General features: G+C 62.9%; 29 protein-coding genes and 1 pseudogene. 14 read left to right on the top strand and 16 right to left on the bottom strand.

Features of this window, described 5'->3' with window-relative positions:
• The first annotated feature begins 36 nt into the window (after positions 1 to 36).
• Positions 37 to 405, top strand: a complete 369-nt coding sequence (locus tag BB934_RS39360) for a hypothetical protein (RefSeq protein ID WP_099515115.1) — start codon at positions 37 to 39, stop codon at positions 403 to 405.
• 117 nt (positions 406 to 522) lie between these two features.
• Positions 523 to 942, top strand: a complete 420-nt coding sequence (locus tag BB934_RS39365; protein WP_157934603.1) for a hypothetical protein — start codon at positions 523 to 525, stop codon at positions 940 to 942.
• A gap of 324 nt (positions 943 to 1,266) precedes the next feature.
• Here the strand turns inward: BB934_RS39365 and BB934_RS39370 are convergent, their stop codons facing one another.
• From BB934_RS39370 to BB934_RS39410, 8 genes are all read right to left on the bottom strand, one after another.
• Positions 1,267 to 1,506, bottom strand: coding sequence for a hypothetical protein (locus BB934_RS39370; RefSeq protein ID WP_099515117.1), 240 nt, complete (start codon positions 1,504 to 1,506; stop codon positions 1,267 to 1,269).
• Positions 1,507 to 1,654: 148 nt separating this feature from the next.
• The gene (locus tag BB934_RS39375; protein ID WP_237050737.1) at positions 1,655 to 1,831 is read right to left on the bottom strand and encodes a hypothetical protein; all 177 of its coding nucleotides are present in this window, start codon (positions 1,829 to 1,831) and stop codon (positions 1,655 to 1,657) included.
• Between the two features lie 234 nt (positions 1,832 to 2,065).
• On the bottom strand, positions 2,066 to 2,407 hold the full coding sequence (locus BB934_RS39380) for a SemiSWEET family sugar transporter (protein ID WP_099515119.1): 342 nt from the start codon (positions 2,405 to 2,407) through the stop codon (positions 2,066 to 2,068).
• A gap of 3 nt (positions 2,408 to 2,410) precedes the next feature.
• Positions 2,411 to 2,689: a SemiSWEET family sugar transporter gene (locus tag BB934_RS39385; protein WP_099515120.1), complete on the bottom strand. Its 279-nt coding sequence runs from the start codon at positions 2,687 to 2,689 to the stop codon at positions 2,411 to 2,413.
• A gap of 344 nt (positions 2,690 to 3,033) precedes the next feature.
• Complete coding sequence (locus BB934_RS39390; protein ID WP_157934604.1) at positions 3,034 to 3,327, bottom strand: hypothetical protein; 294 nt, start codon at positions 3,325 to 3,327, stop codon at positions 3,034 to 3,036.
• 192 nt (positions 3,328 to 3,519) lie between these two features.
• Entirely contained in the window at positions 3,520 to 3,819 is a 300-nt protein-coding gene (locus tag BB934_RS39395; RefSeq protein ID WP_099515638.1) for a DUF2188 domain-containing protein, read from the bottom strand.
• A 169-nt stretch (positions 3,820 to 3,988) separates the two neighbouring features.
• Positions 3,989 to 4,504 (bottom strand): hypothetical protein, encoded by a 516-nt coding sequence (locus tag BB934_RS39405; protein WP_099515122.1) that lies wholly within the window; start codon positions 4,502 to 4,504, stop codon positions 3,989 to 3,991.
• 29 nt (positions 4,505 to 4,533) lie between these two features.
• The gene (locus tag BB934_RS39410) at positions 4,534 to 5,025 is read right to left on the bottom strand and encodes a hypothetical protein (RefSeq protein WP_099515123.1); all 492 of its coding nucleotides are present in this window, start codon (positions 5,023 to 5,025) and stop codon (positions 4,534 to 4,536) included.
• 32 nt (positions 5,026 to 5,057) lie between these two features.
• Here BB934_RS39410 and BB934_RS39415 point away from each other — a divergent pair, with 32 nt between their 5' ends.
• Positions 5,058 to 5,258, top strand: coding sequence for a hypothetical protein (locus tag BB934_RS39415; protein ID WP_099515124.1), 201 nt, complete (start codon positions 5,058 to 5,060; stop codon positions 5,256 to 5,258).
• An 8-nt stretch (positions 5,259 to 5,266) separates the two neighbouring features.
• Positions 5,267 to 6,259 (top strand): annotated as a pseudogene (locus tag BB934_RS39420) (IS256 family transposase); the annotation flags it as partial.
• 121 nt (positions 6,260 to 6,380) lie between these two features.
• On the opposite strand, the gene BB934_RS39425 reads toward BB934_RS39420, so the two are convergent.
• The 3 genes from BB934_RS39425 to BB934_RS39435 form a co-directional block, all read right to left on the bottom strand.
• Complete coding sequence (locus BB934_RS39425; RefSeq protein WP_099515125.1) at positions 6,381 to 6,731, bottom strand: hypothetical protein; 351 nt, start codon at positions 6,729 to 6,731, stop codon at positions 6,381 to 6,383.
• 429 nt (positions 6,732 to 7,160) lie between these two features.
• The gene (locus BB934_RS39430; RefSeq protein ID WP_157934606.1) at positions 7,161 to 8,135 is read right to left on the bottom strand and encodes a YihY/virulence factor BrkB family protein; all 975 of its coding nucleotides are present in this window, start codon (positions 8,133 to 8,135) and stop codon (positions 7,161 to 7,163) included.
• Positions 8,136 to 8,193: 58 nt separating this feature from the next.
• Positions 8,194 to 9,261, bottom strand: coding sequence for a PhnA-like protein (locus BB934_RS39435; RefSeq protein ID WP_418294831.1), 1,068 nt, complete (start codon positions 9,259 to 9,261; stop codon positions 8,194 to 8,196).
• 226 nt (positions 9,262 to 9,487) lie between these two features.
• On the opposite strand from BB934_RS39435, the gene BB934_RS39440 reads away from it, so the two are divergent.
• Positions 9,488 to 9,916, top strand: coding sequence for a YsnF/AvaK domain-containing protein (locus BB934_RS39440; RefSeq protein ID WP_237050741.1), 429 nt, complete (start codon positions 9,488 to 9,490; stop codon positions 9,914 to 9,916).
• Between the two features lie 74 nt (positions 9,917 to 9,990).
• Here the strand turns inward: BB934_RS39440 and BB934_RS39445 are convergent, their stop codons facing one another.
• Both BB934_RS39445 and BB934_RS39450 read right to left on the bottom strand, forming a co-directional pair.
• Positions 9,991 to 10,845 (bottom strand): YsnF/AvaK domain-containing protein, encoded by an 855-nt coding sequence (locus BB934_RS39445; RefSeq protein ID WP_099514600.1) that lies wholly within the window; start codon positions 10,843 to 10,845, stop codon positions 9,991 to 9,993.
• A gap of 482 nt (positions 10,846 to 11,327) precedes the next feature.
• Positions 11,328 to 11,951: a DUF4142 domain-containing protein gene (locus tag BB934_RS39450; protein ID WP_157934607.1), complete on the bottom strand. Its 624-nt coding sequence runs from the start codon at positions 11,949 to 11,951 to the stop codon at positions 11,328 to 11,330.
• Positions 11,952 to 12,963: 1,012 nt separating this feature from the next.
• Between BB934_RS39450 and BB934_RS39460 the strand changes: the two genes are divergently transcribed.
• Both BB934_RS39460 and BB934_RS39465 read left to right on the top strand, forming a co-directional pair.
• Entirely contained in the window at positions 12,964 to 13,485 is a 522-nt protein-coding gene (locus tag BB934_RS39460; RefSeq protein ID WP_099515640.1) for a hypothetical protein, read from the top strand.
• A 72-nt stretch (positions 13,486 to 13,557) separates the two neighbouring features.
• On the top strand, positions 13,558 to 13,776 hold the full coding sequence (locus BB934_RS39465) for a GcrA family cell cycle regulator (RefSeq protein WP_237050798.1): 219 nt from the start codon (positions 13,558 to 13,560) through the stop codon (positions 13,774 to 13,776).
• Between the two features lie 160 nt (positions 13,777 to 13,936).
• Here BB934_RS39465 and BB934_RS39470 read toward each other — a convergent pair whose 3' ends face one another.
• Entirely contained in the window at positions 13,937 to 15,292 is a 1,356-nt protein-coding gene (locus BB934_RS39470; RefSeq protein WP_099508542.1) for an IS1380 family transposase, read from the bottom strand.
• Between the two features lie 959 nt (positions 15,293 to 16,251).
• On the opposite strand from BB934_RS39470, the gene BB934_RS39475 reads away from it, so the two are divergent.
• The 5 genes from BB934_RS39475 to BB934_RS49845 all read left to right on the top strand — a co-directional run bounded on the left by BB934_RS39475 (position 16,252) and on the right by BB934_RS49845 (position 20,567).
• Positions 16,252 to 17,010, top strand: a complete 759-nt coding sequence (locus BB934_RS39475; RefSeq protein WP_099515641.1) for an SGNH/GDSL hydrolase family protein — start codon at positions 16,252 to 16,254, stop codon at positions 17,008 to 17,010.
• Between the two features lie 536 nt (positions 17,011 to 17,546).
• Positions 17,547 to 18,137 carry a LemA family protein gene (locus tag BB934_RS39485; protein ID WP_157934608.1) on the top strand — a complete coding sequence of 197 codons (591 nt, stop codon included), beginning with the start codon at positions 17,547 to 17,549 and terminating at the stop codon, positions 18,135 to 18,137.
• Between the two features lie 47 nt (positions 18,138 to 18,184).
• Positions 18,185 to 18,511 (top strand): hypothetical protein, encoded by a 327-nt coding sequence (locus tag BB934_RS39490; RefSeq protein WP_099515131.1) that lies wholly within the window; start codon positions 18,185 to 18,187, stop codon positions 18,509 to 18,511.
• A gap of 340 nt (positions 18,512 to 18,851) precedes the next feature.
• The gene (locus tag BB934_RS39495) at positions 18,852 to 19,745 is read left to right on the top strand and encodes a YsnF/AvaK domain-containing protein (protein WP_237050743.1); all 894 of its coding nucleotides are present in this window, start codon (positions 18,852 to 18,854) and stop codon (positions 19,743 to 19,745) included.
• 381 nt (positions 19,746 to 20,126) lie between these two features.
• A complete protein-coding gene (locus tag BB934_RS49845) occupies positions 20,127 to 20,567 on the top strand; it encodes a YciE/YciF ferroxidase family protein (protein WP_237050799.1) in 441 nt (146 codons plus the stop codon).
• Between the two features lie 563 nt (positions 20,568 to 21,130).
• Here BB934_RS49845 and BB934_RS39505 read toward each other — a convergent pair.
• Positions 21,131 to 21,847, bottom strand: coding sequence for an IS6 family transposase (locus BB934_RS39505; protein ID WP_099515642.1), 717 nt, complete (start codon positions 21,845 to 21,847; stop codon positions 21,131 to 21,133).
• 1,357 nt (positions 21,848 to 23,204) lie between these two features.
• On the opposite strand from BB934_RS39505, the gene BB934_RS39520 reads away from it, so the two are divergent.
• A complete protein-coding gene (locus BB934_RS39520; RefSeq protein ID WP_418294832.1) occupies positions 23,205 to 23,492 on the top strand; it encodes a nuclear transport factor 2 family protein in 288 nt (95 codons plus the stop codon).
• Positions 23,493 to 23,672: 180 nt separating this feature from the next.
• On the opposite strand, the gene BB934_RS47980 is transcribed toward BB934_RS39520, so the two are convergent.
• Positions 23,673 to 24,053, bottom strand: a complete 381-nt coding sequence (locus BB934_RS47980) for a hypothetical protein (RefSeq protein WP_157934609.1) — start codon at positions 24,051 to 24,053, stop codon at positions 23,673 to 23,675.
• A 607-nt stretch (positions 24,054 to 24,660) separates the two neighbouring features.
• Here BB934_RS47980 and BB934_RS39525 point away from each other — a divergent pair.
• Positions 24,661 to 25,629: an IS5 family transposase gene (locus tag BB934_RS39525; RefSeq protein WP_099515135.1), complete on the top strand. Its 969-nt coding sequence runs from the start codon at positions 24,661 to 24,663 to the stop codon at positions 25,627 to 25,629.
• The last annotated feature ends 181 nt before the right edge of the window (positions 25,630 to 25,810 follow it).

The raw sequence follows: 25,810 nt of genomic DNA on the forward strand, positions 1-25,810 counted from the left end.
CCTACACTCGCCTGAGCCTTTCAGAGGGGTCATGGCATGAAGAGGTTGGTCACAGTCACCGGTCCTGTAGCCGCCGCCCAGATGGACGGGTATCTCATCGAGGAGCGGCTCCTCGATCACATCATGATCCAGGTTATGGACAAGGGCGACGGGAACCTCGAGATCGCTTTTGATGAGAGAGACCGACGCTTTCTTTCGCAGTTTTCTGCGACGCAACTGGCCGAATGGCTGCAGGAAGCGATGCTCCACGTCGAAGCGGCATGTCCGCTGGAGACACGCGATGGGAAAGCCGCCTGGATCGCTGACGAGGCGCCACCAAGAGCTAGATCGTCCATCAAAGCCATGCGACCGGCACGGCAGGAGCACGATCTTCCGGCTGGCCTGGAGTTTTTGAGGCGAAGCTAATTTGCCTTCGGCTCATTTGTGCGAACGAACCGAACGGCGACGCCGTCATTGTCATCGCGGAGGAACGCTGTTCCTCAGCATGGCCGGCTTGCGGCCGCAGCAAACGAAGGAATGACCATGGCTACGAACAAGAAGGACGACACTTCCCCACCCAGCAGGAGCCGAAAGGCGCCAGTGAAGTCGACGTCGAAATCCGCCTCCCGGCCTGCCACGAAGAAGCAGACTGGCGCTTCCGAGCGTGCTCAGCCCAAAGCGTTGGCTGGCTCCCGGTCTGCAACGAAGTCCCAGGCTGTTCCCGCGAAGTCTCGGTCCTCCGCAGGATCGCGTGCGGCAGCACGCTCGTCCTCCGGCCCATCGCGATCGCGTTCCACGACGCAGGCCCGCTCGCAGGCGCAGGGCAGCCTGCTGAACCCGATGGCGTGGCTCTCGAGCCTCGAGACAACGCTCACCTCTCCGCAGGGACGCGCGGTGATGGCGGAGGCCCTTCGGGCGATTGCAAATGTGCTGGAGAAGCCGCAGGGCGGCGAGCAGGGATAGGGCAGCGGAACACAGGAAGGTCGGGACGCTCTATCGGCCGCGGGAACCCTGGGCGTCGAGATCGTCGCTGCTCCGCTGGATGGAGGTCGCAGCGGCTGCCATCGGAGCCGCAGGGGAGGTCGTGACGAGCGCCCTCGGCGGTTCGCCGGGCGAAGAGCGCGGCAATAGCGACCGCCGGAAGGATGGACGACGGTCCTCCTCGCGGAAGAAATCAGCGGCGATCGGCGACTAGCCGTCGGATGATCAGTTGGACGGAAAGCACAGCCTCCAAGCCTAGCTCTGTCAGGCCGCCATCGTCCGAACGCGCTCCTGCACGGCCTCGAGCTACCGCACGTAAGACGTGCACCGCTCGCGATGGCGCTCTTGCAGCCTGCGGATCGCGGCCTGCTTCAGCCACTCCTCCGCCGTGCTGGTCCTAATCGTCTCGACATCGCTTTCATGCTCGAAGTCAAGGTCGGCGAGGTCAGCCAGGAGCGATTGCAGAAGGGGCAGGAGTTCTGTCGCGTACATGCGGGAAATGCCTGGCGTGGATGGGGTGGACGAACGTTCGGGCATCGCGGCCATGGGCTTCCTCTGGTTCTCGTTGATCGATCGCCCGATCGGATGCAATCCTGTCTAATGGAGGTAGTGGCCAGGACCGGTGGCCGTCCGTAGGCCGGCACGTGAACGCACAATGAGGGACAGAGACGGGTGCTGTGATAAAGGACGGCTCCTAGTGCCGAAGATCCGAGGGCCAGGGAGCAAACAGGCTCGGCCGCCTGCAGAGGACGAAGTGGTCCTGCTTGGCGAAATCCAGGCTCCTGTCCTTTTCCAGGCGGGAGATCTGCGCCTCGACGGCCTGGAGCTTCCGCTCGAGCCGGGCCAGGCGCCCGCGGTCGGATGACATCATTTTTTGCTTCTTGCCCGTCATGAGGCACCCTTAGGTACGCAGCGACACTTCGTAATTCAGCCAATCGGCGGCCTGTGGGCCGCCGTCAGCAGCGAGATCATTCTCGCCCAATGCCCCACTGTGCTTGAGGCCATCCGGGTGGCGGTCCGGGTGGCTGCGCGGACCGCGAACTCCGACCGGACGGTTCAGGTAATGGTCGACGAGCCGGGGAGGGGCCGCACGGTGATCTGGGACTCAACCCGCGACGGGTTCAACCGTGCCTGAATCCTTTTGATCCGGCTGATCCTGACGGCAGCTTTCGCCAGTGGGCTGCGTGCGGGCGCCGCGGACCTTCAGGACCAGGATGACTATACTCAACACTAGGCCGAGAGCGCTGAAGATCAGCACAGGCAAGCTGCCGAGGGCATAGCCATACACTGTCCAGAGCAGCAGCCCGAAGGTACGTAATGCGAACATGCGCAGAGAGATGGCCGCTACGTCACCGGTCCGGCAGCATTTCACAACCTGCGGCACGAAGCTGTAGAGGCCGATGCAGCCGGCCGCAAATCCGATCAGGGTAGCAAGCGATACCTCCATGGCTCAGCGTTCCTCGGCCGCTTTCAGGCCGCGCAGCTTCAGCGCCAGGATGAAACCCGCAAGAACGACATTGACGGCATTGAACACGATGACCGGCATGCTGGTGATCATCAGCCCGTGCACGATCCAGAGCCCGTAGGCGATCAGCGACGCCACGTACATGCGCTTCGAGATCGCTTCTGTGTCTCCCTCGCGCCAAGCCTTGAGCACCTGCGGCACGAAGCTGAGGCTGGTGCACAATCCCGCTGCCAGACCCAAGGCCGTTAGCCACCATGTCTGCATGGTCCGCTCTCCTATCGTGTGAACGTCATGAACACGTCGAGGGTGGCGAGGTTCCCAGAACAGGCGTTCTTGCCGCACCGCTCCCTTTTCCTACCTCCAGGCAGGGGCTGCGCCTCATAGGCATTCCAGATGTTGCAGGGACAAGGAGCCCCGTTCGGGCAGTGAACGGGGCTCAGTCTACGGAAGCCGGTCAAGGAGACCTGCGCGAGCGCAGGTTGCCTCCGCAGGAAATCAACCGCACATCGTCATCAACGTTCCTGGGTAGGACCGCTCAGGACGGACGGCTTCAGCCATGCCCTGTGCGGTCCGGCTGCCACAGGGGCATGATCGCGGTGGACCGCTGCCTACTTGCGCTTGTCGTTGTCGAACACCTTGGGGTGGCTCGTGGGCGTTCCGGAAGTGGCGGAGGGGCCGGTCGTGCCGGTGGTTGTCGCCCGTGACCGTCCGCGCATGAAGTACCAGACAAGGCCGGCAATGATAGCCAGGCCGATGATGATCCACAACCAAGGGGTGCCGCCGTCCGTTGTCGCGGGAGCGGCGGGAGAGCCGGGCGCAGCAGGTGGCGTGGCCTGGGCGAGGGCCACGTTCACCGTAGCCAGCGATACGACCGTGAAAGTGTAGAGCCTGTTGAGCATCATGTTTCCCTTTAGCCCACAAGGGCTGCGGATCAACGTTGGCCCCAAGCCCCTGTTCCTCTCAAGAGTACAGCGTTCGCGCCTTCGTCATCTCCTGCTCCCTGTGTGGCGGAGAGGCCTCCTGGGCGTACGTTCGCTCCCCTTTGAATACTGCAGCTGCTTCCGCAGGTTTCGAGCGCGCTTCCACCAGCGGCCTCAAAAAGAATTCATACCTTTGGGGCTAAGGCTGCCACGCTTAGGCGGGTGTCCAGCCGCTCCTCCGGTGACGTCTGTCTCCGGCCGGTCCTGTCCCAGAGACACTTCTTCGTGCCAATCGCCTGCCTCGTCCTGGAACTCGATGTCTTCGGTCGCGCCCGGCAGCCTCTGTTCAGCGGCGGCCCGCTCCGCAGCCTCGCGGGCTTCGTCATGGGTGGCGTAGCGTTCCGAGAACACGTCTCCGACTTTGTAGGCCCATCCACCTTCGTGCTCGACGATCCGGTAATGTACACTGGCCATAACTATTCTCCCGTTGGCCTCGATGACCGCAAACAACATACCAGGAGAGGTGGTTCAGCATTCTCCCTTCGGCAGATTGCGGCTGGGCTGAACGCCAAGGGCATCACGGCTGCCCGCGGTGGCTCCTGGACCCGTGAGCAGGTGCGGCGCGTGCTGGAATGCGCAATGATCACTGATCAACGTGAAAGGCTTCAAGTTTGGGTGGGCTGCCATCGGTCACGAAAACCCCTTCGTAGCGGCCCGCCTGCGTATGGGCCAGGCACTCAAGCGTTGAGCCCTTGATGGTTGGGTTGCCAAAGCGACAGAACCCGACGGCGGTCTCCTCCTTAGTGTCCTCTTCCCTGAGGACGCCGATCGTCGCCGCCCGGATGACTCTTTCGATGGCTTGCACAACCGCGTCTGGGTCTTGCTCGACTTGGTAGGACCCATCGCCCGAGAAGGACAAGATCGTACCTTCGGTCATAAACCAGTACGCGCTGACCCCAGTGCTGTAGTTCAGGTTCATCAGGATGGGTTTGCAGCCGTCCACCGCAAGCCCAGCATGAATCAGTTTGGTGCACTTGCCAGAGACCGTGACCATCTGGGCGGTTTTCCGCACCTCGGGTTCCCCCGGTTTGGCTTGCGGGGCAGCATCCGCGCCGGGAGCGGCTGCGAGGAGGATCCCAAGGGCGAGGGACAGCATCATCGCCGGCCTCCATGACAACCCCACTCTCATTATAGGCCCGCCGGCCCCGTGCTGTCGATCCAACGGGACCAGCCCGCGTGCTCGGGATCCAGTTGCAGCAACGCGCCTCCACCGTATGCATGGCATTGCAGGAGACGGTCTGGAAGGTCTGGGCCAAGAGGGCCTCGGAATAGCGGAGAACCAGCCGCTGGATCCGGGGAAGGGGGACGACGGCGGGCGCGGGCGCACATGGCCCGCTGGATCCGGTCGAGGGCAATGCGAGAGCGGGGTCGGGGACCTGCACCTTGGTAGCGCCCGAAGGCCTCGCGGGAAACAATTGCGCTGATCAGGTCGAACAGCCCCTCCCGCCCAAAAGGCGCCACCTCGACGAACTGGCCCTTCTCCAGGACATTGATTAGCCCCACGATGGCGTCAGGCGGGAAGTAGGTGTAGCGGATCGGATCGCGGGCTTCGTAGAGCACCTTGCCTTTGCGCAGGATGATGATCTCCGGATGGGGCGCAGGGCAGCGATCACGAGGCATACAACCCGTGGGAGGCGTCGGATAACGTCTCGATGGCAGCCACGGCGATTGCGATCAGCGCAGGAAGAGCGCTGAGCTTCTTAGAGACGACTGCCTCGCTAACTGTCGAGAAGACGCTCGCAGCCATGCAGGAGGCCTCGTCGATCGCGTACCGGCCGCCGGGAGAGAATATCTCGGAGCACGTCGGGACTATCAGGAATTTCGTGTGGGGCCATTACGATGATCTGGAATGAGATGTCGCATGGCACGCCGCAAGGAACCCTGCATTCCCGACCACCTGCTCGATCAGCAGCTGGCCGGGGCTGACGCCCAATCCGCCTTTGCCAAGAATGGCCTGCTTGACGAGTTGAAGAAGGCGCTCGCCGAGCGGGCATTGAATGCCGAGATGGACCATCATCTCGATCAGGAGAGTGAAGCCGGCAACAGCCGCAACGGCTATGGCCGCAAGAGCGTGCTCACCGACACCGGCAAGATCGACCTGGAGATCCCGCGCGATCGCCTGGCGACCTTCGATCCGCAACTGATCGCCAGATACCAGCGACGCTTTCCCGGTTTCGATGACAAGCTCGTGTCGATGTACGCCCGCGGCATGAGCGTGCGCGAGATCCAGGGCCACCTGCGCGATCTCTATGGCATCGAGGTCTCGCCGGATCTGGTCAGCGCCGTCACCGACGCGGTGCTCGAGGAGATCGCCGAGTGGCAGAACCGCCCTCTGGAGGCGCTCTACGCCCTGGTGTTCTTCGATGCCATTCGGGTCAAGGTGCGCGACGAGGGCACGGTGCGCAACAAGGCGGTTTATCTCGCTCTGGGCGTGCGGCCGGACGGGGCCAAGGAGATCCTGGGCTTATGGATCGAGCAGAGCGAGGGTGCCAAGTTCTGGCTGCGGGTGATGAACGAGTTCAGGACCCGTGGCGTTGAGGACGTGCTGATTGCCATCGTCGATGGCCTGAAGGGCTTTCCCGAGGCGATCACGGCGGTGTTCCCCGAGACCCAGGTTCAGACCTGCATCGTGCATCTGATCCGCGCGTCGCTGGCCTTCGTGTCCTACAAGGATCACAAAGCCGTGGCGGCAGCCTTGAAAGAGATCTACCGGGCCAAGGGTGCCGAAGCCTGCCAGGCGGCCCTGGAGGCGTTTGCGACCTCTGTCTGGGGCCGCAAGTACGAGGCGATCGCAGCTTCCTGGCGGCGCAACTGGACGGCAGTGATCCCGTTCTTTGCCTTTCCCGACGAGGTGGGCGTGGAGTCCCCGTGCGAACTCCAGCGAGACAGCGGATAGCACCTCAGCAGATCATGCGGGTGGCGGGCTGTCGGTCGAACATCCGGCTTGAAGGCAACAATCGCCGAGGAGGGAGGCCTTAGGGGCAGAAGTAGCCCCGCGCATTGTCCGAAATGCAGCGCGCCCCGTTCGGGAGAGTGATTCCGCCTGCTCCGTCGGGTGGAATATAGGCCCCGGTGGAGATCGTGAACCCGCCATTGGGATCGGCCGGCACCGTTGAGCCGTCCGGCAGAGTGAACCTGCCATCGCTGTAGGTGATGTGCCGGGTGTATCCTGGCGGAAGGGCCACCGGGATGGCGGCCGGGGGCACGGGAGGTGCTGCCTGTGTCGACCCGAGATTGGCTGGCGGAACGGGCTGGGATGGCGGCTCGCTTGACGAAACGCAGTCTGACAGGACAAGGCCCATCAGCAGGATTGCCGGCACTCGCATCGAATTCCTCCGCTCCGTCAGGGCTGGCCTCCGCGCCAAAGATAGCGGAGTGGATCGCGATCTGAAGCGGAAAATCAATCCACTATCGTTGACGGTGATGACTGTCGCCGGTCCACGGGCGTTGCCATCTCAGCCAGAGCAGACGTTCCCGAAAGGTAGAGGACCAGCAGGGATTGACCGATGCTGTTCTCTAATGGGTGTGAAACGGCACCGAAGCTTTGACCCCTCCCAAGGGAAGCGCAACGCCGGGATTTAGCGACACAAAATGGGAATCCGTGGGGTCACGATCGGCGCCGATGATGACTCCGCCGATACTACGAATTTGTTAGCAACGTCATGTGCGTAACGGCAGCCGGCTCAAGGGTCTGTATTCGATGCCGATTTACGGTCGAGCCGCATCCGTGCCATCGAGATCCTCTGCAAGGTTGGTCACGAAGCCATTTCCGAGGCCTGTACCTTGGTGTCGGCCACGGCGGCGCCGCGCAATCCGATGCTCCGGTCCGAGCCCGTGGTGGTGTCGCGCGAAGTCTGCCGTTCCAGCTCCGCATTCAGCTCGGCGCCGAGGAGCACCGCAAAGGCGGTCAGATAGGACCAGGTCAGCAGCATCATGATGGTCCCAAGCAGTCCCAGGGTCTGGTTGTACGAGGGAAAGTGCGCGACGTAGAACGAGAATCCGGTCGAGCTGACCAGCCACAGGGCCGTTGCAGCTGCCGCTCCTGGACTGACCCAGCGCCACTTGGCAGCGCGCCGGCACGGGGCAAAGCGGTAGAGCATCGCAAGGGCTGCGACGCAGAGTAGCGCCAGTGCAAGCCATCGGGCCAAGGAGACCACCGAGTGCAATATCGGACCGAGCGGCAGCCGGGCCAGGATAATGGGGACCAGTGCAACGACGGCAAACGCCAGCAGCATGAACAACCCGGCGGCGACCGTGACGACCAAGGCATCCCGTGCCCGGCGCAGGAAGCTGCGGGTTTCTTCCTCGCGATAGGCAACGTTCAGGGCCGCGATCAGACCCGAGGCCCCCGACCAGGCGCCCCACAGCGCGGCAAGAAAGCCGCCGCCGAGCCCAGTCCCAAGCTGAGTTCGGGAGGTGCGGGCAATCGCCTGCATCTGATCGGCGAGGAACGTGGTGGCGATCCCGGGCACGAGACCGCCAAGCATCTCGATGGGGCGATGCACCGCCTCCGGGTCGACCAGAAGGCCGAACAGGGCAACCGGAACGGAGATGCCCGGAATGGCCGCGAAGATGGCGCAGAAGGCCACGCCCGCCGACCTGAGCCACATGCCATCCTGGCGCAGGGACCCAACCAGTCTGGTGATGATGTCGAACCAGCCCCGGCTGGAGATGTCGCCTGGGTGATCCGCATCGCAGGTGGCATCCTCCCGCGGCCTCGATGCTGGCATCGAACGATTCCTCTCCAGCATCTGCGGGACCTGCGAATATCAGCCTCCGGCTGTGATGTCAGGTCGAGCGCGTGCTGCCGGTTGTCTTCGATGTCGTGGCTCGGGGCGTGCGTTCCGTCTCGACGACGGTGCTCGTGGTGCCGCTGGGGACCACCGGCTCTGTCGCGGCGGAGCGGCTCAAGCCCAGCCGGGCCGTGATCGTCGGCTCGACTGTGCCCATACGCCCGCCGAACCACGCAGCCACAGCGCCGAGGATCAGGCCGAGAGCAGCCAGCAAGGCACCCGTCGAGACGGCGCTCGCGGCGGCATCGGCCGCCTCGGTGGCCTGCTGCCGGGCCTGGTCGACGGACTGACGGTACTGCTGCTCGTACTGCTGCACCTGGGTGCGGGCTTGGTCGACCGGGATGTTCTGGGCCCGAGCCAGAGCATCCGCCGCACGATTGCGGGCGTCTGCGGCCTGCTGCTCGTTGCCGGTCAGCGCGGCTCGCACGGAAGCGACGGCCGCATCGCGCAAGGCCGCGGGATCGTTGCCGCCGGTGGCGCCCCGGATCTGCTGCTCGATCCCGGAGAACGGGTTCGCCGCGCCGGCCAGGTTGGGAGCCGCCACCTGGGCGGCGGTCTGCGCGGTCGAGCCGACCGCCTGGGTGACGTTGCCCAAGGCGCTCGTCACCGTGCGATAGGCGCCGCCCACAAGGCCGCCCACCGTGGTGGTGAGCAGATAGAAGATCACCAGCGTGGCCAGCGCCCAGGCGGTGAGGCCATGCCAGCTTGCGGTGGACTCCTTCGGCTTGCCGGCCAGCCGACCTGCGGCGTAGCCGCCGGCGAGCGAAGCCAGCACCCCGGCGAGCACGAACCAGATGCCGGCTCCGATGGAGAAGCTGGAGGCGGATGGGTTCTCGCCTGCGCCGGCGGCAGGATCCAGGGTGGCGGCCCCGATGCCGATGCCAAGCAGGTTGAGGATAAGCTGCGTGACGAGCATGACCACGACGCCGGCGAGCACCGCCCCCCAGGCGATCTTGTTGAGCATGATGGTGCGGGCGTCCTCAGCCGGGGTGACCGGGCTCATGTGCGGGGCATCAGTGTCGCCGCGATTGCGCGGGGTGTCGGGATGATGGGTGTCGGTCATGGCGGTGCTCCTGTTCGCGGGCCAACCCCCCGGTGTGGAAATGGTTCAGCGCAGACCAACGAATTGCCTTGCGGGTGAAGGATTTGTCGCGCTTGCCGCCAAGATTGCGCGGAGTTCAGGCGCAAGGAACCCCTGGGGCGAGCGCCCGTTGGTCCTCGCTTACCAGAGAGCAGCCATGGGCGACCCAACTCACCCTTCGAGCGTACCGCCACACGATGCTGAGCCTGTGCCGAGTCTGGACGATGCGCCGAGAAGCGGCGCCCACACGACGTCCGAGGAGGTCGTTCCGCTCGCCGAGGAGATCGCGACCATCGCGAAGCGGCAGGTCGTGACTGGACGCGTGCGCGTGCAGACGATCACCGACACCGTCGAGGAGCTCGCTCATGCGGAGGTGCAGCGCGAGAGCGTCGAGGTCACCCGCGTGCCCATCGACAAGGTGGTCGAGACCGCACCCGCGATCAGAACCGACGGCGATGTGACGATCCTACCGATCGTCGAGGAAGTGCTCGTCGTCGAGAAGCGCCTGGTGCTCAAGGAGGAGCTGCACATCTGGCGCCGCATCGCCACCGAATCTGTCGAGGTGCCGGTCACCTTGCGCAAGCAGCGTGCCATCGTGGAGCGTGAGGCTCCGGATGATCCTGTCCCTGACAGGTAGGGCGGGCAGTTCCTTGCGAGGTTCGCTGAGGGTGTCGAAGCCCAGCGTCGTGCCGGGCTTCGACGGAAGCGAAATCAGCGCTTGCCGTCTGCCGAGTCTGTGGTGCCGGTGCCGCGGATATTCCGGTCGTCCTCGACATCGACTTCGGTCTTGCGCACGGTGTCGGACACGGTCTCGGTACGCTGCTCTACGTCCTTGCGCACCACTACTTCCTCGACCACACGCGCCTCCTTGGACACCACCGCCTCCTCGCCGCGCTCCTCCACCTCGATGGTGCGCTCTTGGAAGGGATCAGCGCCGAGGGTACCGGCCTGTGCCGTGCCGGACACCGGGCGGCGCTCCACCTCGACATGCTCTTGGCGCAGGTTGACCTGCTCGCTCACCGGCCGCTCGACCACGCGGGACTGGATGCGCACGCGGCCGTGTCCGACCTCGCGCTTGCCGACATGCAGCTCCTCCTCGGCGATCGGGATGACCTCGTCGCGTCCACTCGCGCCCGCCTTGTCGGTCCGGATTGAAGCGGGCGAATCCGTCAGGCTGCCGGCCAGTCCGGCCGCCGCAGCGCCGAGCCTTCCGGTCGTGCCGCCGGAGGTCGAGGCATCGTAGCCCTGCCATCCCTCCGAGCGCCACGAGGTTTCCTGCTCGTCCAGGTCGAGAATTCCGTCATCGTCCAGGATGTCGATAACCTGATCAATCTCGTCATCGTCGCACTCGACCGCGACCAGAGACCCACCGCGGCGCACCCCCTCCGCATAGGCATAGGCATCAGTGCGCGGCACGCCGTCATTTTCCAGATCGTCGATGAGGTTGTCGGAAGGCGTCGAGTAGAAGCTGATATCTCCGCGCGAAATGCCCGCCTGTTCCAGGCGGCTGACGATCTCGCCGGCTTTCTGTTGATCTTGGTAGAGGCACGTGACGGTCTTGGACATGAGGTTGGCTCCTGAAAGGTTTTCGTGATCGAACCGGCTTGTGACGCGTGGTGGAGCCGGTGATCCTCACTGGCAAATGCCATCCCGAGTGTCGGTGATGGATCGTCAGTGGAGGGACACAGCCATACAGGTACGTGCCATATCCGGTGAACCTACCAATGTGCCGTCCGGATTCCGGTTCCATGAACCCGTACGGATCATGCCGGACCTGCGGTGCCGACCGCGCGATGCGGGGCTCGTTGGAGGCAGCGATTCAGGCTCCTGCCAAATCGCTCTGACACACCCAAGAGCCGAGAGTGACGTTCAAATCAATTCAAGTCTAAGCCTCGATACACTCTATTTGCAGGCATTAGATCCATGTTTCAGGAATAGAGCGGGCCAATGCCGTGCTCAGGGTCATGTCAGGCCTTGTAGGAATCGCCCTTGTAATGCTTCGGCACACGCGGCGAGATACACCTTGCTCGCCGCGCGTGCCAAAAGGCTCACTTCATCTTGGTTTGGATCTCTTCCAACAAGGCGATATGCTCGGTGATCACCCCGCGGGCCATTTTCGCGACGTTCACGTGTTCGCGGTTCTGCGGATTGCTTTGCAGATACTGCGTCTGCACCTGCAGCAGGGCGCTGTGCCCTTCCATCTGGCCCTGAAGGTACTGACGGTCGAAGGCCTCGCCGGGTTGCGTGTTCTGAAGCCTCTGGATCATCTCCCGGCTTTGGACATCCATCTGCATGGCTGGGGCGCTCGTCCCTGACGCAGCGCCCGTGGCCGATGTCGCGGCAGGCTCCATCATGGAGTGAAGGACCTCGGACAGTGTGGTCTGCTCCTGCACCTCGAAGGTAGCAAACCGCTTCAGGTCGGCATTCTGCGCCTTCTGCTGCGCGATCCGGCTGATCTCGAGAGCCACCAGGCCCAGCTGCATCGTCTGCTGCATGTGCTGCATGTCAGCCTGTGTCATCTGCTGCCCGCCCATGCGGCTTGCCCCAGAGGCTCCCCCGGTTGAACCGGCGGCGGCACCTGGTTGTCTGGTGCTGGGGGCTCCGCTGGTCTGCGCCAGCGCCGGGGCGGTGATTGCGGCGGCCAAGCCTGCCAGGACGATGCGGCGATCCATGGTCTGTCTCCTTCTGTGGTTACGGCACCCAACAAAGGCAACGAGCCTGTGTACGGCCGGATACCAACTCTGCAGAGCCGATTTTGTTATGATCGGCACCATCGTTTTGTCATCGCTCGAGTGTGAGGGTCAGAGATGATTGGCCACGATCCTGAGCACCAAGCTGAAACCTCACACGTCACATCGCGTTTAGACAATGCTGACTGGTGTCAGCAATCTCCGGAGGAGCCGATGATCTCCCGTTCATTGCAAAGTTTGGCGATTGCGGCTGCACTGATGTTCGCTGCGGTACCTGTAGCTGTCGCTCAGTCCGGAGGCGGAGGTGGCGGCGGCTCCGGCGGGGGATCCAGCGGCGGTGCAAGCGGCTCTGGCATGAGTGGTGGCGGAGCCACGAGCAGTGGCGCGCCAAGCGCGGGAACCGGCGGACCAACCAGCACCCCGTCCAGCACAGCAACCGGTGGCGCAGGCTCACCCCAGCAGCCAACCGGCGGGATGAACCCGAACAGTGCCGTGGGCGGAGCGCTGACGCCCCCCATCATACCGCCGGGCACGACCGGCTCTGGTGGCAATCCGGTCAGCTCCAGTTCTGGTGTTCCCCGGCAAAGCCCAGGGGCTGCCGGTTCCACTGGGAACCAGACTGGTCTTGGCAATATCGGACCGGAAACCGAGAAGGAGCAGCGCGCTCAGGAGCAGAGTGACAAGGCGACCAAGAGCATTTGCGACCGATGCTGACCTGTGGTGTTCTCCCTGGCGGAGAAACTGGGCAGGTGGACTGCTGCTATGCCGCTGTCGAACCGCCATCGAGGCTGCTGAAGATTCTCCAGCAGCGGACGATTAAGACACGCAGAACTCAATGACGGGACAACGCCGCATGCCCGCCGCAAGGACCGCCACGCCACGTAGTGATCAACCGTCTCCGTCTTGTCGAAGAACGCGTGCGGCCCGCAATTGACAGGGGGGACCCTGGAGGATCACCATGCCCTAGTGGGGGTGCGCCATAAGGATGGCCGCCATGGATAAATTCGATCACATCCTGCACTGGAAGCTGAAGCAAGGCTCGCACACGTTCCCGGGAAAGGACGGCGGCACCTGCATCAACGAAGCGGCCATCGTGGCAGCCGGCTTCCCCTACCAGCCTGTGCGTTCCGTTCACGACATGCCGAAGTGTTTCTCGCGTCCGATTTGCGCCTTGGCGATGCAGCTGAACGATGAGGCCTCCGATGAGGAGCGCCAGCATCTGCTGCCGTTTGTCGCCCGCTTAGCCTGTGCCGATACGCCACAGGTGGAGCAGGAGCGGGAGACGTACATCGCCGTACGCATGCGCTGGCGGCTGCCGTTCCAAGAGGGCCTGAAAGTTCTTGAGGGGGCACTGGCGATTGGGCGGCAGGCAGGCGTGTCCACACCAGACGAGGTGAGGACCAGGATGGAATCTGTCCAGGCCAGAGCGACCGTTCCCACGTTAGTTCCCGACACACCTCTCTTTGCGAAGATCAAGACTTGGTTCGGAATGAAAGAGACGGCGTCTGCTGGCTGAGCGCTCAACGAGTGCGTGCTGAGGCGGTGAGATTCGGGATTCGGCATGAACGCGCATTGGGACAAACGGCGAATGGCGGTGCTGACGCGCCTTTGGCTTTCAGGCGAGACGGCCCGCATGATTGCGGAGAAGCTTGGTGGAGGCGTCACGCGCAATGCCGTGATCGGAAAGGCTCACCGTCTCGGGCTCACGGGTAAGCATGGCAGTAGGGGTCTCAAGCGTGCTCGGGCATTCCGTCCTGGAAGGAGTGACCAGCAACACCAACGGGAGCCCAAGAACCCTGCACATTGATGACTAGCCCATCGTATTCACCAGAGTTGGTCGGGATGATTTGATCTGCAGCCCCGGCGTGCGGATCCGCTGCGTTTCTTCCACCGCGGCGAGGTTTGGAACATGGGGAACGCGTTGCAGAGACGAGATGAGTTGATCGGGGCGATGGCGGCCCCGTCGCTTATGGCGAGGCTGCCCGGGGCTGGGGTGCAAGAGCGCCCGCAAGGCGGCGGACGAGATCCGCGTCCGGGCAGCATGAGGCAAAGGCCAGCCGGACGCGGCTGGTGGTTTCCTGCACCCGCACGGCGATCTTGAGCAGGCGAAGCCGCAGCGTCGCGAACTCGGCCCGGGCGAGATCACGCATCGCCGGAATGGCCTCGCGCAATGACAGCATCAGCCAGTAGGCTGCCGTGTGCAGCACGAGCCGAACCTGGTTGGCCACGGCCCGCCGGCACGAGGTCCGGTCGGAGGCAAGCTGCGCCTTGTGGAACTTGATCCAGTTCTCCGCCTGGCCTCGCGCGCAGTACAGGCTCTCGTAGACGACGCGCGGGCTGGTGCCGGTCAGGTTGGTGACGACAAAGCGGATGTCGAGCCCCAGGCGCGTGGCCTCGATGCGGGCAACGGCGCGACGCTCGCACGACCAGCTTTTGGCCCGGTGCGTCGTCTCGGCAAAGCCACGGACGACGTCACGATCTTCCAGCGCCCGTTGGGTGCGCACCGTATCGGCGACATCCTGCACCTTGGTTGTCAGCGGCCTCGTGCCGGCCAGACCGAAGATATAGCTGACGCCGTTCTGCTCGCAGAAGTCCATAGCTTCGGGACGGGCATAGTGACTGTCGCCGCGGATCGTGATGTGGGTGAGAGGCCAGCGCGTGCGAATGCGGCGCACGAGGCGTCGTAGATGCGCCCGCACCTCCAGGCCCGAGGGCGTCTTGCCGGGCCGCAGCACGATGGCAACCGGACGGCCGGTGGCGCTGTCGTAGACATGAATGGGGAGAAAGCAGCGCTCATCATAGTGCGCGTTGAACAAGGACAGTTGCTGATGGCCATGCACGACGTTGCAGGTGTCGTCGATGTCCAGCACCACGCCGTCGGGCGGAGTGGCGTAGCTTTCCATCCACTGATCCACCAGAGCATAGGTCAGACGGATGGCATCGCGCAGGCTCGGGGCGTTCTCCAGGCGCGAGAGGGTCGGCTGGGACGCCAGATCAGTGCCCGTCTCCGGCAAGTGCCCGCAGGCGAGCTTGAACGCCGGATCGGCGCGCAGCGGACCGAAGTCGTTGCAGTCCTCATAGCCGCACGCGATGGCGAAGATGCGGGCGCGGATCATGTCGGTGATCGCGTGCGTCACGCGGCCTGGAGCGCGCCGATCCGGGATGACGCGCGCCAGCCGCCCGGCGATCCCGAGCCGGCGCTCGGCCTGGGCCAGGAGCATGACGCCGCCGTCGGACGACAGGCGCCCGCCATCGAAAGCGGCGGTGATCTTCTTGCGGCCAACGGCTGGAAACGGGAAGGTGGCGGATGTATCGTCCGGCATGGCGGGTGTGGCAGCCTTTGAAGAGGGTGCAGGATCGGCTTCAGCAACCAAATCCTACGCTGCTTCAAGTGCTTAAGCTACGCTCGCCAGCCCTCATCAGCCGCATCATGAATAAGAGCGGCTAGGAGCAAAATGGTTTGAAGCGAGCCCTCGGGACGCCGAGCGGAGTGATGCTGGGCGCCGTTTTGTGGGGGACCAAAGCGAATGCTGGGTTTCTAAAGCAGGTTCTGACTTGACAGAACACAGAGGCAGCCAGACTAGGGCACCACTTGGCGCGTAAAGTCTTCACCCGTTGTTCGCAGCACGAAAATCTCTCCAGGGCCCGGTGGATCAGTTCCGTGCAAGTACAGGTCGCAGAACACGCCACCCTCGGTCGGGACAACCCGCACGAAACAAGACCGGCTGCTTCGGATGCGCTTGGCCGCAGTCTCGACAGCCTCAATCCGCTGCTGATGCTCTGGTCCGTACGGGATGGTGCGGCAGAGCCGCATCAGAGAGGCGCGTCTCCGAGCCGGAGCATCGTCAAGCAGCCGTCTTCCCGCGATGGTCAGATCGCACAAGCTTTCCTTGCAGCTTTTTGCCTTCGCTGATCAGCCTTTGGCCTTCTGGTGCAGCTTGTTCTTTTCGCGTTGCTGCGATGTTTCTCGCTCCCTGTGCCCATCGCTCGATCCACGTGACTGGTGCAGCATCACGGTGTGAAGCCCGCTATGGCTAGAAACAGCGCCTGTCGAGCACGGTTCCCGCTTTAGGCCCACGCAACAGCGCTCCACGTCATTGTCCCAATGCTGTCAGGATGAGCGGTCACGAGGGGTGTCAAAGCCTCGCAGACAGGAACATTGGATCACCGCGCTTGTTTGCTGCGTCGCAAGGAGTTTGGCAATGTGACGTCACGACTTCCCTGGGATAGCAACCTGCCTCGTCTGATCCGTTGTCTCCTCATCGTTGCAGCATCTGCCGTCATGAACTCATCCGCCCAAGCCCTACCAACCTTCGATCAGATCGTGGTCTTCGGAGACAGCCTGTCTGACAACGGCAACTCGGGGCGCGCCTCGAACGGACCGGTCTGGGTCGAGCATCTGGCCACCCGGTTCGGCTTCATGCTCGAGCCGAGCCGGACGGGCGGATCCAACTTTGCGGTTGGTGGGGCTCGTCTTGATCCCCGCTCCGGCACCACCAGCCTGCGGGCGCAGGCGAGCGCCTATTTGCGACGGTCCCGCCCCCATGGACGCATCCTTCACATCGTCTATGGGGGAGGCAACGATCTGCTGGCGGCTGTGGGCCAGCCTCAGGCCCTTGCGATGGTGGATGCCGCCGTTGCCTCCATGAGGAGCATCGTGGCCGATCTGGCCCACCAAGGCGCGACCGACATTCTCGTCCCCAATCTTCCGGCGATCGGCATCACGCCGGTCGTGCGGGCCCAGGGCCGCCAGGCTGTTGAGGCGGCGAACAGGCTCGCTGAGCGTTTCAACCGTGCCCTCGATCAGGCGCTCTCCGGTTTCGCCAGTCAAGGTGGCCTGCGGCTTTATCGCCTTGACGTCTGGCAGTTGGCGGAGCGGGTACGCGCCAACCCAGCCGCAGCGGGCTTTACCGACATCACCACTCCCTGTGGTCAGCACCGGCGCTGCGAGGGGCACCTGTTCTGGGATGATGTTCATCCCACCACCCAGGCCCACCGGCGGCTAGCGGAGGCCGCGGCCCAGGTGCTGGAGACGCGATAGAAGGGATCCTGGGACAGGAAGTCGGAAACTGGCCCCTTTTGCCGATCATCCGAGGGATTCCGATCCTGCGCGAGCTGGGCACAGTTCTCTGAGGTTTGGGAGGAAACATATTCCCGCAGCCAGGCATTGATGTGCGAACCGCACGACAGGAGCCATCATGACCCAGGAAAAATCCGGTCCGGATGCAACCCGCGCATTGGCCTCGATCCCGGTCATCAGATCGATGCCGAGCCGAACGGGAGCGACCAGCACACGGGCCCCTCTGAGGAGAGGATCCGCCGGCGGGCCCACGAGATGTGGGAGAGGGGGGTCGCTCAGGCGATCCCCAGGAGCATTGGTACAGAGCGGAGGGTGAGCTGGCTGCGACACAACAGGAGCAGCCCGAGCCGAAGGAAGAAGCCCCAGCACCCGGCGAGGCCTCTCCGGGAATGGCGCAGGTCGGGAGCCAGAAGGTGCCACGGCCCGACAAAATGAGCGGCCGCTCCGTGCCGGACGACAGCAGCGAGTAACCGGCGCCAGCACGGCAGGAGGTGACGTTGATCATCCGTCTGAGACCATGGAGCCTCGCTATCGGCCTCGCCTTGGGCGTTGCGGCGTGTGACCCTGGCGATGTTTCGGCCTTGCGGGAGCGGGCCCATCAGGCTTGGAGCGAGGTGCAGACCCAATACAGCCAACGGGCCGACCAGGTGCCGCCGCTGGTCGAGGCCGTGCGCAAAAAGGCGCCAGGCGAGCGCGAGGTGCTCGACGAGGTCATGGCCGCCCATGAGGAGGTGGTGGCCATTCGGAATGCGGATGGGTTCCTGTCCGAGCCGGAGCGCTTCCGGCACTACGAGGAGGCGCAGCAGCGCCTCTCGGATGCCCTGGAGAAGCTGTACGCGACCATCAAGCGCTATCCCGAGCTCACAGGTGACACGGCCTTGCAGAACCGCCTGCACGAATTCCAGCGTCAGGAAGACCGGCTGGTGGTGGCCCGCAGCGATCTCATCAGCGCGGTTCGCACCCACAATGAGGAATTGCGCGGGTTCCCGGGCGGCTGGGTTGCTGCAGTCCTTAACCCGAAGGCAAAAGCCCTGACGACCTTTGCGCAGGCCGAGATGGAGCAACCACCGCTCCCGGCGCGGCCATAGACCGGTTGTGCCTCCCAGGAGCGAAAAGACCAAGAGGAGAGCGGTTCATGCGGTCCATCACCCTGTCGGCGTTCCTCGCTACCACGATCATGACCGTTCCGGCTCAGGCCCAAGTGCCGGAGGAGGTGGAGTCCTGCCGGCTGGCCGGCCTGGTGGCGCTGAAGGAGCGGTCGCCGGCGATCAAGGACCTGACCTTTGACATCGATGGCCTGGCGATCTCGAAGGCGAACACCAAGGTCGAAGACACCCCCGTGAAAATGGTGATCATGGGCGACGCCTATCTGCAGCGCGAGAACACCGACAAGCCGAACCGCTTCGTCTGCCTGATCGGCGAGAAGGGCAAGGTCCTGCTGACCTTCTTCACTGAGCAGTAGGCAAGACCTCGATCAGGGGGCTTGCTCTGACAACCCGACAGCCCACTGGCGGACGACTCCCCATTGTGGATCACCTTTGCCGCTATGTGGCCACGATGAGGGGTGTAGAGTTCTCCCAGCCATGCTGGAAGACCGGCTTGACGAGGTGGCGGTTCCGCATGGCCAGGCCCGACTGCGCCGGGGCACCAGCGCTGGCGGTGCTGCTGCGCGCGAGGGATCGGCAGCGGGGCCACTGGAGCAAGGGGCGAGCCTCGCGCGCATGCATTTGGACAGAGGACCACACAGCAGGGACAGACCCATGACTTCCGCTACGGGCCCAACCTCGTCATCTCCTCGAAGGATGGTGACCGCTCTCTTCGACCGTCGCAGCGCTGCGGAGAACGCTATCGGGCGTCTGGTCAATGCGGGCGTTCCCCACGACCGCATTTGCTTGATGCCGGGCGATGCCTCTGATGATGCCGGTGCATCCTCCCGCCCAGAGCCGCGCGGCTTCTGGGGCTCTCTCGGGGATTGGCTCCTGCCCGACGAGGACCGGCATGTCTATGCGGAGGGCCTGAGCCGGGGAGGGTACCTGATCTCGGTCACCACCGGCGATGAACACTATGCTCGCGTGATGGCGATCCTGGACAGCGAGGACGCCATCGACATTGACGAGCGGGCTGAGAGTTGGCGCGCGGAGGGTTGGGCAGGCTGGGTGGGCACGTCAACGGGGGTGGGCTCCGCCACCTCGGTCTCACCGGTTGTCGCCAGCGTCCGCGCGGAGGACCGCGATGCCGACGCGGTCGCCCGCCCCGGTAAAACGAGCTTGGCCGGTGCCGAAACCAGTCTGTCGGAGCGCGGCGAGCAAATCCTTCCAGTCGTGGAAGAGAGGCTGTGGATCGGCAAGCGTGATGTCAGCCACGGGCGGGTGCGGGTCCGCACCTATGTGGTGGAAACCCCGATTGAGGCGCAGGTGAGCCTGTGCGTGGAGCGGGTTGCTATTGAGCGCCGCCCGGCCGACCGCGCCCTGAGCGACGCCGATCAGGCCTTCCAGGAGCGGACCATCGAGGCCGAGGAGTGGGTCGAGGAGGCGGTGGTCTCCAAGGAGGCACGAATCGCGGAAGAGATTGTCGTCCGCAAGGAGGCCGAGCAGCGCACCGAAACCGTGTCCGACACTGTTCGTGAAACCAAGGTCGAGCTCGAAGACGAGCGCGGCAACAGGGTCAGTGGGACCGGCACGACAGAGCGCAAGTGAGTTTTAAGGCCGTATTGTGCAGTCCGGAGCACCATGCTCCGGACTGACGAAAACCTGACCCTCACATAATCGCTTCACCGCCCACAGTGATCCTAAAGCGGTGACGGTTTGGTGTCGCCGAGACCCATGACCATCCGGCTTCCTCTGCCGAAGCCGACGTTTGATCTTCCGTCTCTCCGCCAATCGTTGGGAGGCGGCGTCCATCGGCGCCGGTCGGTCCCGTCGTTCGCCAGAGACCCTATCGTGATCGATTCACCCCGCTTCAAAGGCAGGAACTGCCGTGCCTCCGGTTGGTTGAGTTTAAGACACGCACACAGGAGGACTGCCGTGGCTGCCAAGCAGAAGACCCTCAACGATCTCTTTCTGGAAACCCTCAAGGACATGTACCACGCCGAGAAGCAGATCCTGAAAGCCTTGCCGAAGATGGCGAAGGCCGCGGAGTCGGATCAGCTTCGGCAAGCCTTTGAGCAGCATCGCGAGGAGACCGAGGGCCAAGTGGAACGCCTGGAGCAGGTGTTCGAGATGCTGGGCAAAGCGGCCCGCGGCAAACCCTGCGAAGCGATCCAGGGCATTGTCGAGGAGGGCAAAGAGGTCATGGAGGACTTCAAGGGGACCGACGCGCTCGATGCCGGATTGATCGCAGCCGCCCAAGCTGTCGAACACTACGAGATCTCCCGCTATGGCACACTCAGAACCTGGGCCACGCAGCTTGGCATGAGCGATGCGGCCAGGCTGCTTGAGCAGACGTTGCAAGAGGAGAAGAAAACCGACGAGTTGCTGACCCAGTTGGCTGAAGCGGCAATCAATCGGCAGGCGGCTTGATCCAGGCATATCGACCAAGCCCAACCGAGGCCTGAGCTTGGGAGGATCGGTCGCGCTGATCACCAAAGGAAGAGGCTTTGGAAAGGAGCTTGGCGTTAAGGGTTGAGCAGAGGCGGCGCGGACTCTTTTTGGGGTGCGAAACCCTAACCGGAAGCCTGCTGACGAAACAACCATGGGTGAGCTGTCGACCTGGCCCTCCAAGGCGTGACCGTCCGATCCAAAGTCACAGAGCACGGCTGGTCGGTTTGTGGCGGTCGCGGTGCGTATAGGTAAGGAAGGCGCGCTTTTGCAGCCTCAGTTGCCGGTGTGGAGGCCCGCTTGGCTTTGAGGAGGGCTGCCGCATCCCCATATAAAGCCTATGCCGCACAAGGGATCTTCCCCCAGAACCCTCGACCTGTTCGAGGTCACACTCACCGTCCCGACACCGCTGTCAGAGGCCGTGTCGTCCCCGGCTCAGTCGTCAGAGCCTGCCAGCTTGTCTGATGCCCAATTGGCAACGCGCCTCGGGCGGTTCTGTTGCACGCCGCGAGGTAGGTTGATCGGAAGCCGAATGATGCCTCAAATCAGGCAGCAGCGCTGAACAGAGCAGCAATGAAGTCGCTCTGGGCCCTCATGTCGTTCGCTGGTGCGCTCGCCACTTGACCCTTGCGGACCATCGCCATGATTTCGTAGCCCGCAATTGTTCGGGAGGCCGTCATGAAGCTCTTGAAGCCCAGCCCGGGCCGGACCAGCCGCTTGATGCGTCGGTGATCCTGCTCGACGATGTTATTCAGAAATTTCACCTGCCGGAGCTTGGCAAAGCGCCAGAGTTCTTCACTCTGCTTCATAGCTTCAGCCGCGATTAGATAGGCGGCATTCTTGTCGACCGTGATGGTCCGCGGATTGACCGTATGCGGTTGTCCCAGAGCCTTGCGGAAGAAGCGTCGGGCGGCTGCTGCATCCCGCTTGGGCGAGAGCAGAAAGTCGATCGTCTGCCCAAAAGCATCGACGGCCCGGTACAGGTAGACCCATTCACCCTTCACCCGGATATATGTCTCATCCACGCGCCAGGAACCGTTGGTCATGCGCAGATGCGAACGGATGCGCTTGTTCAGCTCGGGTGCATAGGCCTGGATCCAGCGAAACAAGGTTGTGTGATCAACTCGGACCCCGCGATCCGCAAGCATGCACTCAAGGTCGCGATAGCTGATCGGGAATTGTAAGTACCAACGCACCGCCCACAGGATGACCTCCGCTGTAAATTGCCGACCCTTGAACGGGTTCTTGTTATTTCGCTTCACCGCCAACCCCTCTCAGCCCGCTCCTGTCGTAGCTCGCGCTGAGCAAGGTTCAAAGCTGCAACAGAACCATTGAGCTTGCGTTCTTTTTCACGCTCTTGGGGCATGGTTTCTTTCCAGATCGCCCGCGACTGAGAGCGTGCTATACCTGGGAATATAATCATAGTAGCATTCGCGAGGCTGTGCGATATCGCACACGTGATACCCAAAAGCTCATGCCAGCCTTGACTAAGTGAGACCTGTGCGCGGGTGGCTGGATCGCGACCTTGATGGGCTGTGAGCGATGCCATCCACCTCGCTTCTCCGAGACTGGCGGTACCGAACTCGAGCAACCATTGCGTCACGAACTTGAGCAGGCGCTGCGTCACGAACTCAGCCCGCATTTGCTTCGCGATGTTGGCGTCGACCGCAGCCAAACTGACTGACGGTTCGGTTGCAGTGCGATCCGACGATCTCGTTCGGAGCTGATGGTGTGCGTCATCACACATCGGCACGACGTCGGCGCATCGACATAGATTGTGCGATGCCGGAACACATCACAGGCGCCCTGGTGGGAGGTCTGGTGCTCAGCCTCCTGCCGGGGCACTCTCGCTTATACACAGCCTTGTGTTGAACCTCCGGAGCAGCTGCAGTATTATGGCAATGTGGTGTTGCAACCGGCATCACACAAAATGCGCCCTGACAGTGAGCTCCGCACGGTTAACTCTGTCAGGGCGTTTCGTTCTGAGAGCGTTGACTGGGTACGGTCCGCTGCCTATCTCCCTAAATGTGGTGTCATTCCCTTGGACCACGAACGCCTTGGTTGAGGTTTTAAGACAGCACCTCTGCCAAGGCGTTTTTCCTTCTGCGTTTGGCAGCCTTCCGAGCGTACGCTCCGCTCCCAACTTCACCCGATGCGTCCCCTTGTGTGTCCCGCTCGCAGCTTGAGCGGCGCATCGGCATGTTTCACACCCTTCGTTGTCAACTCTCCAAGGAGGATCAGTGACGTACTACATCAACACCATCCTTCGCCTTCTCGAGGCTGCATCTACAAAGGCAAACACAGAGTTCTCGCCGTAGTGGCTGGCCCTGAACGGAGAGTTGGCCAAGCAAAACATGCCCGAGGCCCGCTATGGCGACGCTCGGAATTACTACGAGATCCGCCATTCCTCGGAAACTGAGGCAGACGATGTCGTCGCTACTACTGCGTAAAGCATTACCTCAGTCGCAATCGACCCGATGCTGCATCTCCTCCATGGTCCTCATGCCGGGATTGCCCCAGCCCACCATCAGGAGACATCTCATGACCGACGCCGCCTCGATCGCCAACCGCTACATCGCTCTCTGAAATGAGACGAATGCCGACCACCGACAGGCTCTGTTGGTCGATCTCTGGGCGGAGGATGGTACTTACATTGACCCACTCATGCAGGGCAGCGGCCATAACCAGATTGATGGGCTTATCAGCGCGGTGCAGCAGCGGTTCCCCGCCTTCCGGTTCGCCCTGATTGGCCAGCCTGACAGCTATGGCAGCAATGTCCGATTCTCGTGGCAACTCGGACCTGAAGGCGCAGATGGACCGATCAAAGGTACTGACTTCGCCACTCTGGACAATGGGCGCCTGAAGGAGGTCGTGGGTTTCCTCGGCCAGATTCCCGCGGCCGCCTGACGCTTCCCACCCTTAGCCGTTCACGAGGCTGGCCCTGATTGAGTTCAGGCCAGCCTTTTTCTGGATCAGTCATCTTGCCAGTCAGGAATTTTCAAACCCCTGAAAGATTCTTGCACAGTGCGAAGAACAAAAGAGCGGTCATGACGACCGCCCTTTTTCTATGCCGATGTGGGTGGGTACCTACCAGGCGCCATAATAACCCGGCCCATAATAGGGTCGGTCATAATCATAGTCATACGACCGGACGACGCGGGGACGATACACGGGACGGGGCTCTTCATAATACCGAACCACTCGCCGTTCCCGATAAACCGGTCTGGCGTAATAGCCGTCATCATAGCTGTAGCGATACGATGTGACTGGCGCGGCATAACCATATGGGGATGGAGCCGCATAGGCCTGAGACGCCGCGCCGGCGATGATGGCTCCGGCAGCTAGTCCGACGACACCAGCCGCGACTGCAGCCCCTGCTCCTCGCCTGGAACGAGCCTCAGCGTCCGATGCCGAGAGGCTCCCAAGTGCCACGATGCCGGCTGCGGCAAGAATTGCGACCTTACGCATGTGAAGTCTCCAGAGTCGATCCAAGCCTTTAACGCAAACTCGAAGTGAGGATGATTACATCACCCGCACGCTGAATGTCGTCTGAACCGAAGTTCCCTGTTCTGTTCAGTATTAGATCGTCGCAGCGCGAGGGGAGGGGGCGCTGTGCCTGGTCAGTATTTTCCAGCCGTTACGCGCAAACGGTAAGGCCATTTCCGAGTCGAGCATTGGGTGAACCCGACAGTCCGTCAAATCCACGAAAGGGAAGGGAGATCCAATGCAGGTCACGCCCAAGAACCGCAGCGCTAGTCGCCGTATTTGCCGCTTTATCAATCGCGACAAGTTTGATCTCTTTGACCAACGCGCTGATCTCAAGAAGTAGCTCGCGGAGCTGCAGGAAGGCGGCAAAGTTGCCATCGTGTACGGCGGCATCGACTGCGACGGCGGCTGATGGGACAACCGCGTGTCCAAGGTCCCCGCCATCCCGGCCGCCATTGAGCGGTGGTACGACCGGTACGAGGCCCAAGCCGAAGCACGCTTCAGCGCTTTGTTGCAGGAATGAGCCATTTGGCGCCTGGAGGCAGGTGCCGTAGGAGAAGCACTCCCTTCCTGATCTCGGACATCTGCCGTGCCCTTCAAGTCCAATGCCGCTCGCCGTCACCATATCCCCAAGCAGCGGCACCGGGTGACGAATTGGGCGGCGTACGACGCAGCCCTGCGCCAGCGGGGCTGCCTCACAGTATGGTTCACCGAGGAAGCAATCGCAGCCTGGCGGGCCGCACCTCGCACCACACGCGGTGGTCAGCCGCATTACTCAGGTCTGGCGATCCGAACCGCCTTGACGCTGCGGGCGGTGTTCCGGCTGGCACTCCGTCAGACCGAAGGCCTGATCGGTTCGATTCTGCGGCTCCTCGGCCTAGATTTGGCGGTGCCGGATCACTCGACCCTGAGCCGGCGGGCCGAAACCCTGGAGGTCCCACAGCCCCGTCCAACCTCCAAAGGACCTATTCACCTGCTGATCGACAGCACAGGCCTGCGGCTCTGCGGACCCGGCGAGTGGCTGATCGAGAAACCCGGCACCCGAAGGCGCCGGTCCTGGCGCAAGCTGCACATCGGCATCGATGCTGAGACCGGGCAGATCCTCGCCTCAGAGCTGACGACCAGCGATGTTGATGATGGCTCGCAGGTTGAGCCCTTGCTCGACCAGATCGCAGGTCCACTTGCGTCCTTCACCGGTGATGGCGCCTACGATCAAGCGGGTGTCTACGGCACCGTCGGCAAGCATTATCCTGATGCTGAAGTCATCGTTCCACCCCGATCAACGGCGGTGCTGAGCGAGAATGGGGAGTCCGATCCGACCCAGCGCGACCGACATCTCCAAAGCATCGCCGAGCATGGACACATCGGCTGGCAGAAGGCATCCGGGTACACGCGTCGTGCCCTCGTGGAGTCAGCTATCGGCCGGCTTAAACGAGTGATCGGAGATGCACTGCGTTCGCGGACGGACCGGCGTCGCACGACGGAGGTCGCTATCGCCATTCAGGCCCTGAACCGCATGCTTGAGCTTGGACGTCCGAAGTCCGTCCGCATCGCTTAAGCAAAGGCTTGGGGTGGGCTTAGTACGTCCACCAACCGATCGGTGCAACACAGCCAGTCTGGGCGGCAAATCCCGCGCCTGTTGTCGTGTACCCAAGTGCTTTATGGTTCGGTCAAAACTTCATGTGGTCTTCAGCGTCATTGCCCTGTTCACCCTCGGTAAGGCACCCCTCGTATCGCCT

It is taken from the genome of Microvirga ossetica, assembly GCF_002741015.1.
GTDB lineage: Bacteria > Pseudomonadota > Alphaproteobacteria > Rhizobiales > Beijerinckiaceae > Microvirga > Microvirga ossetica.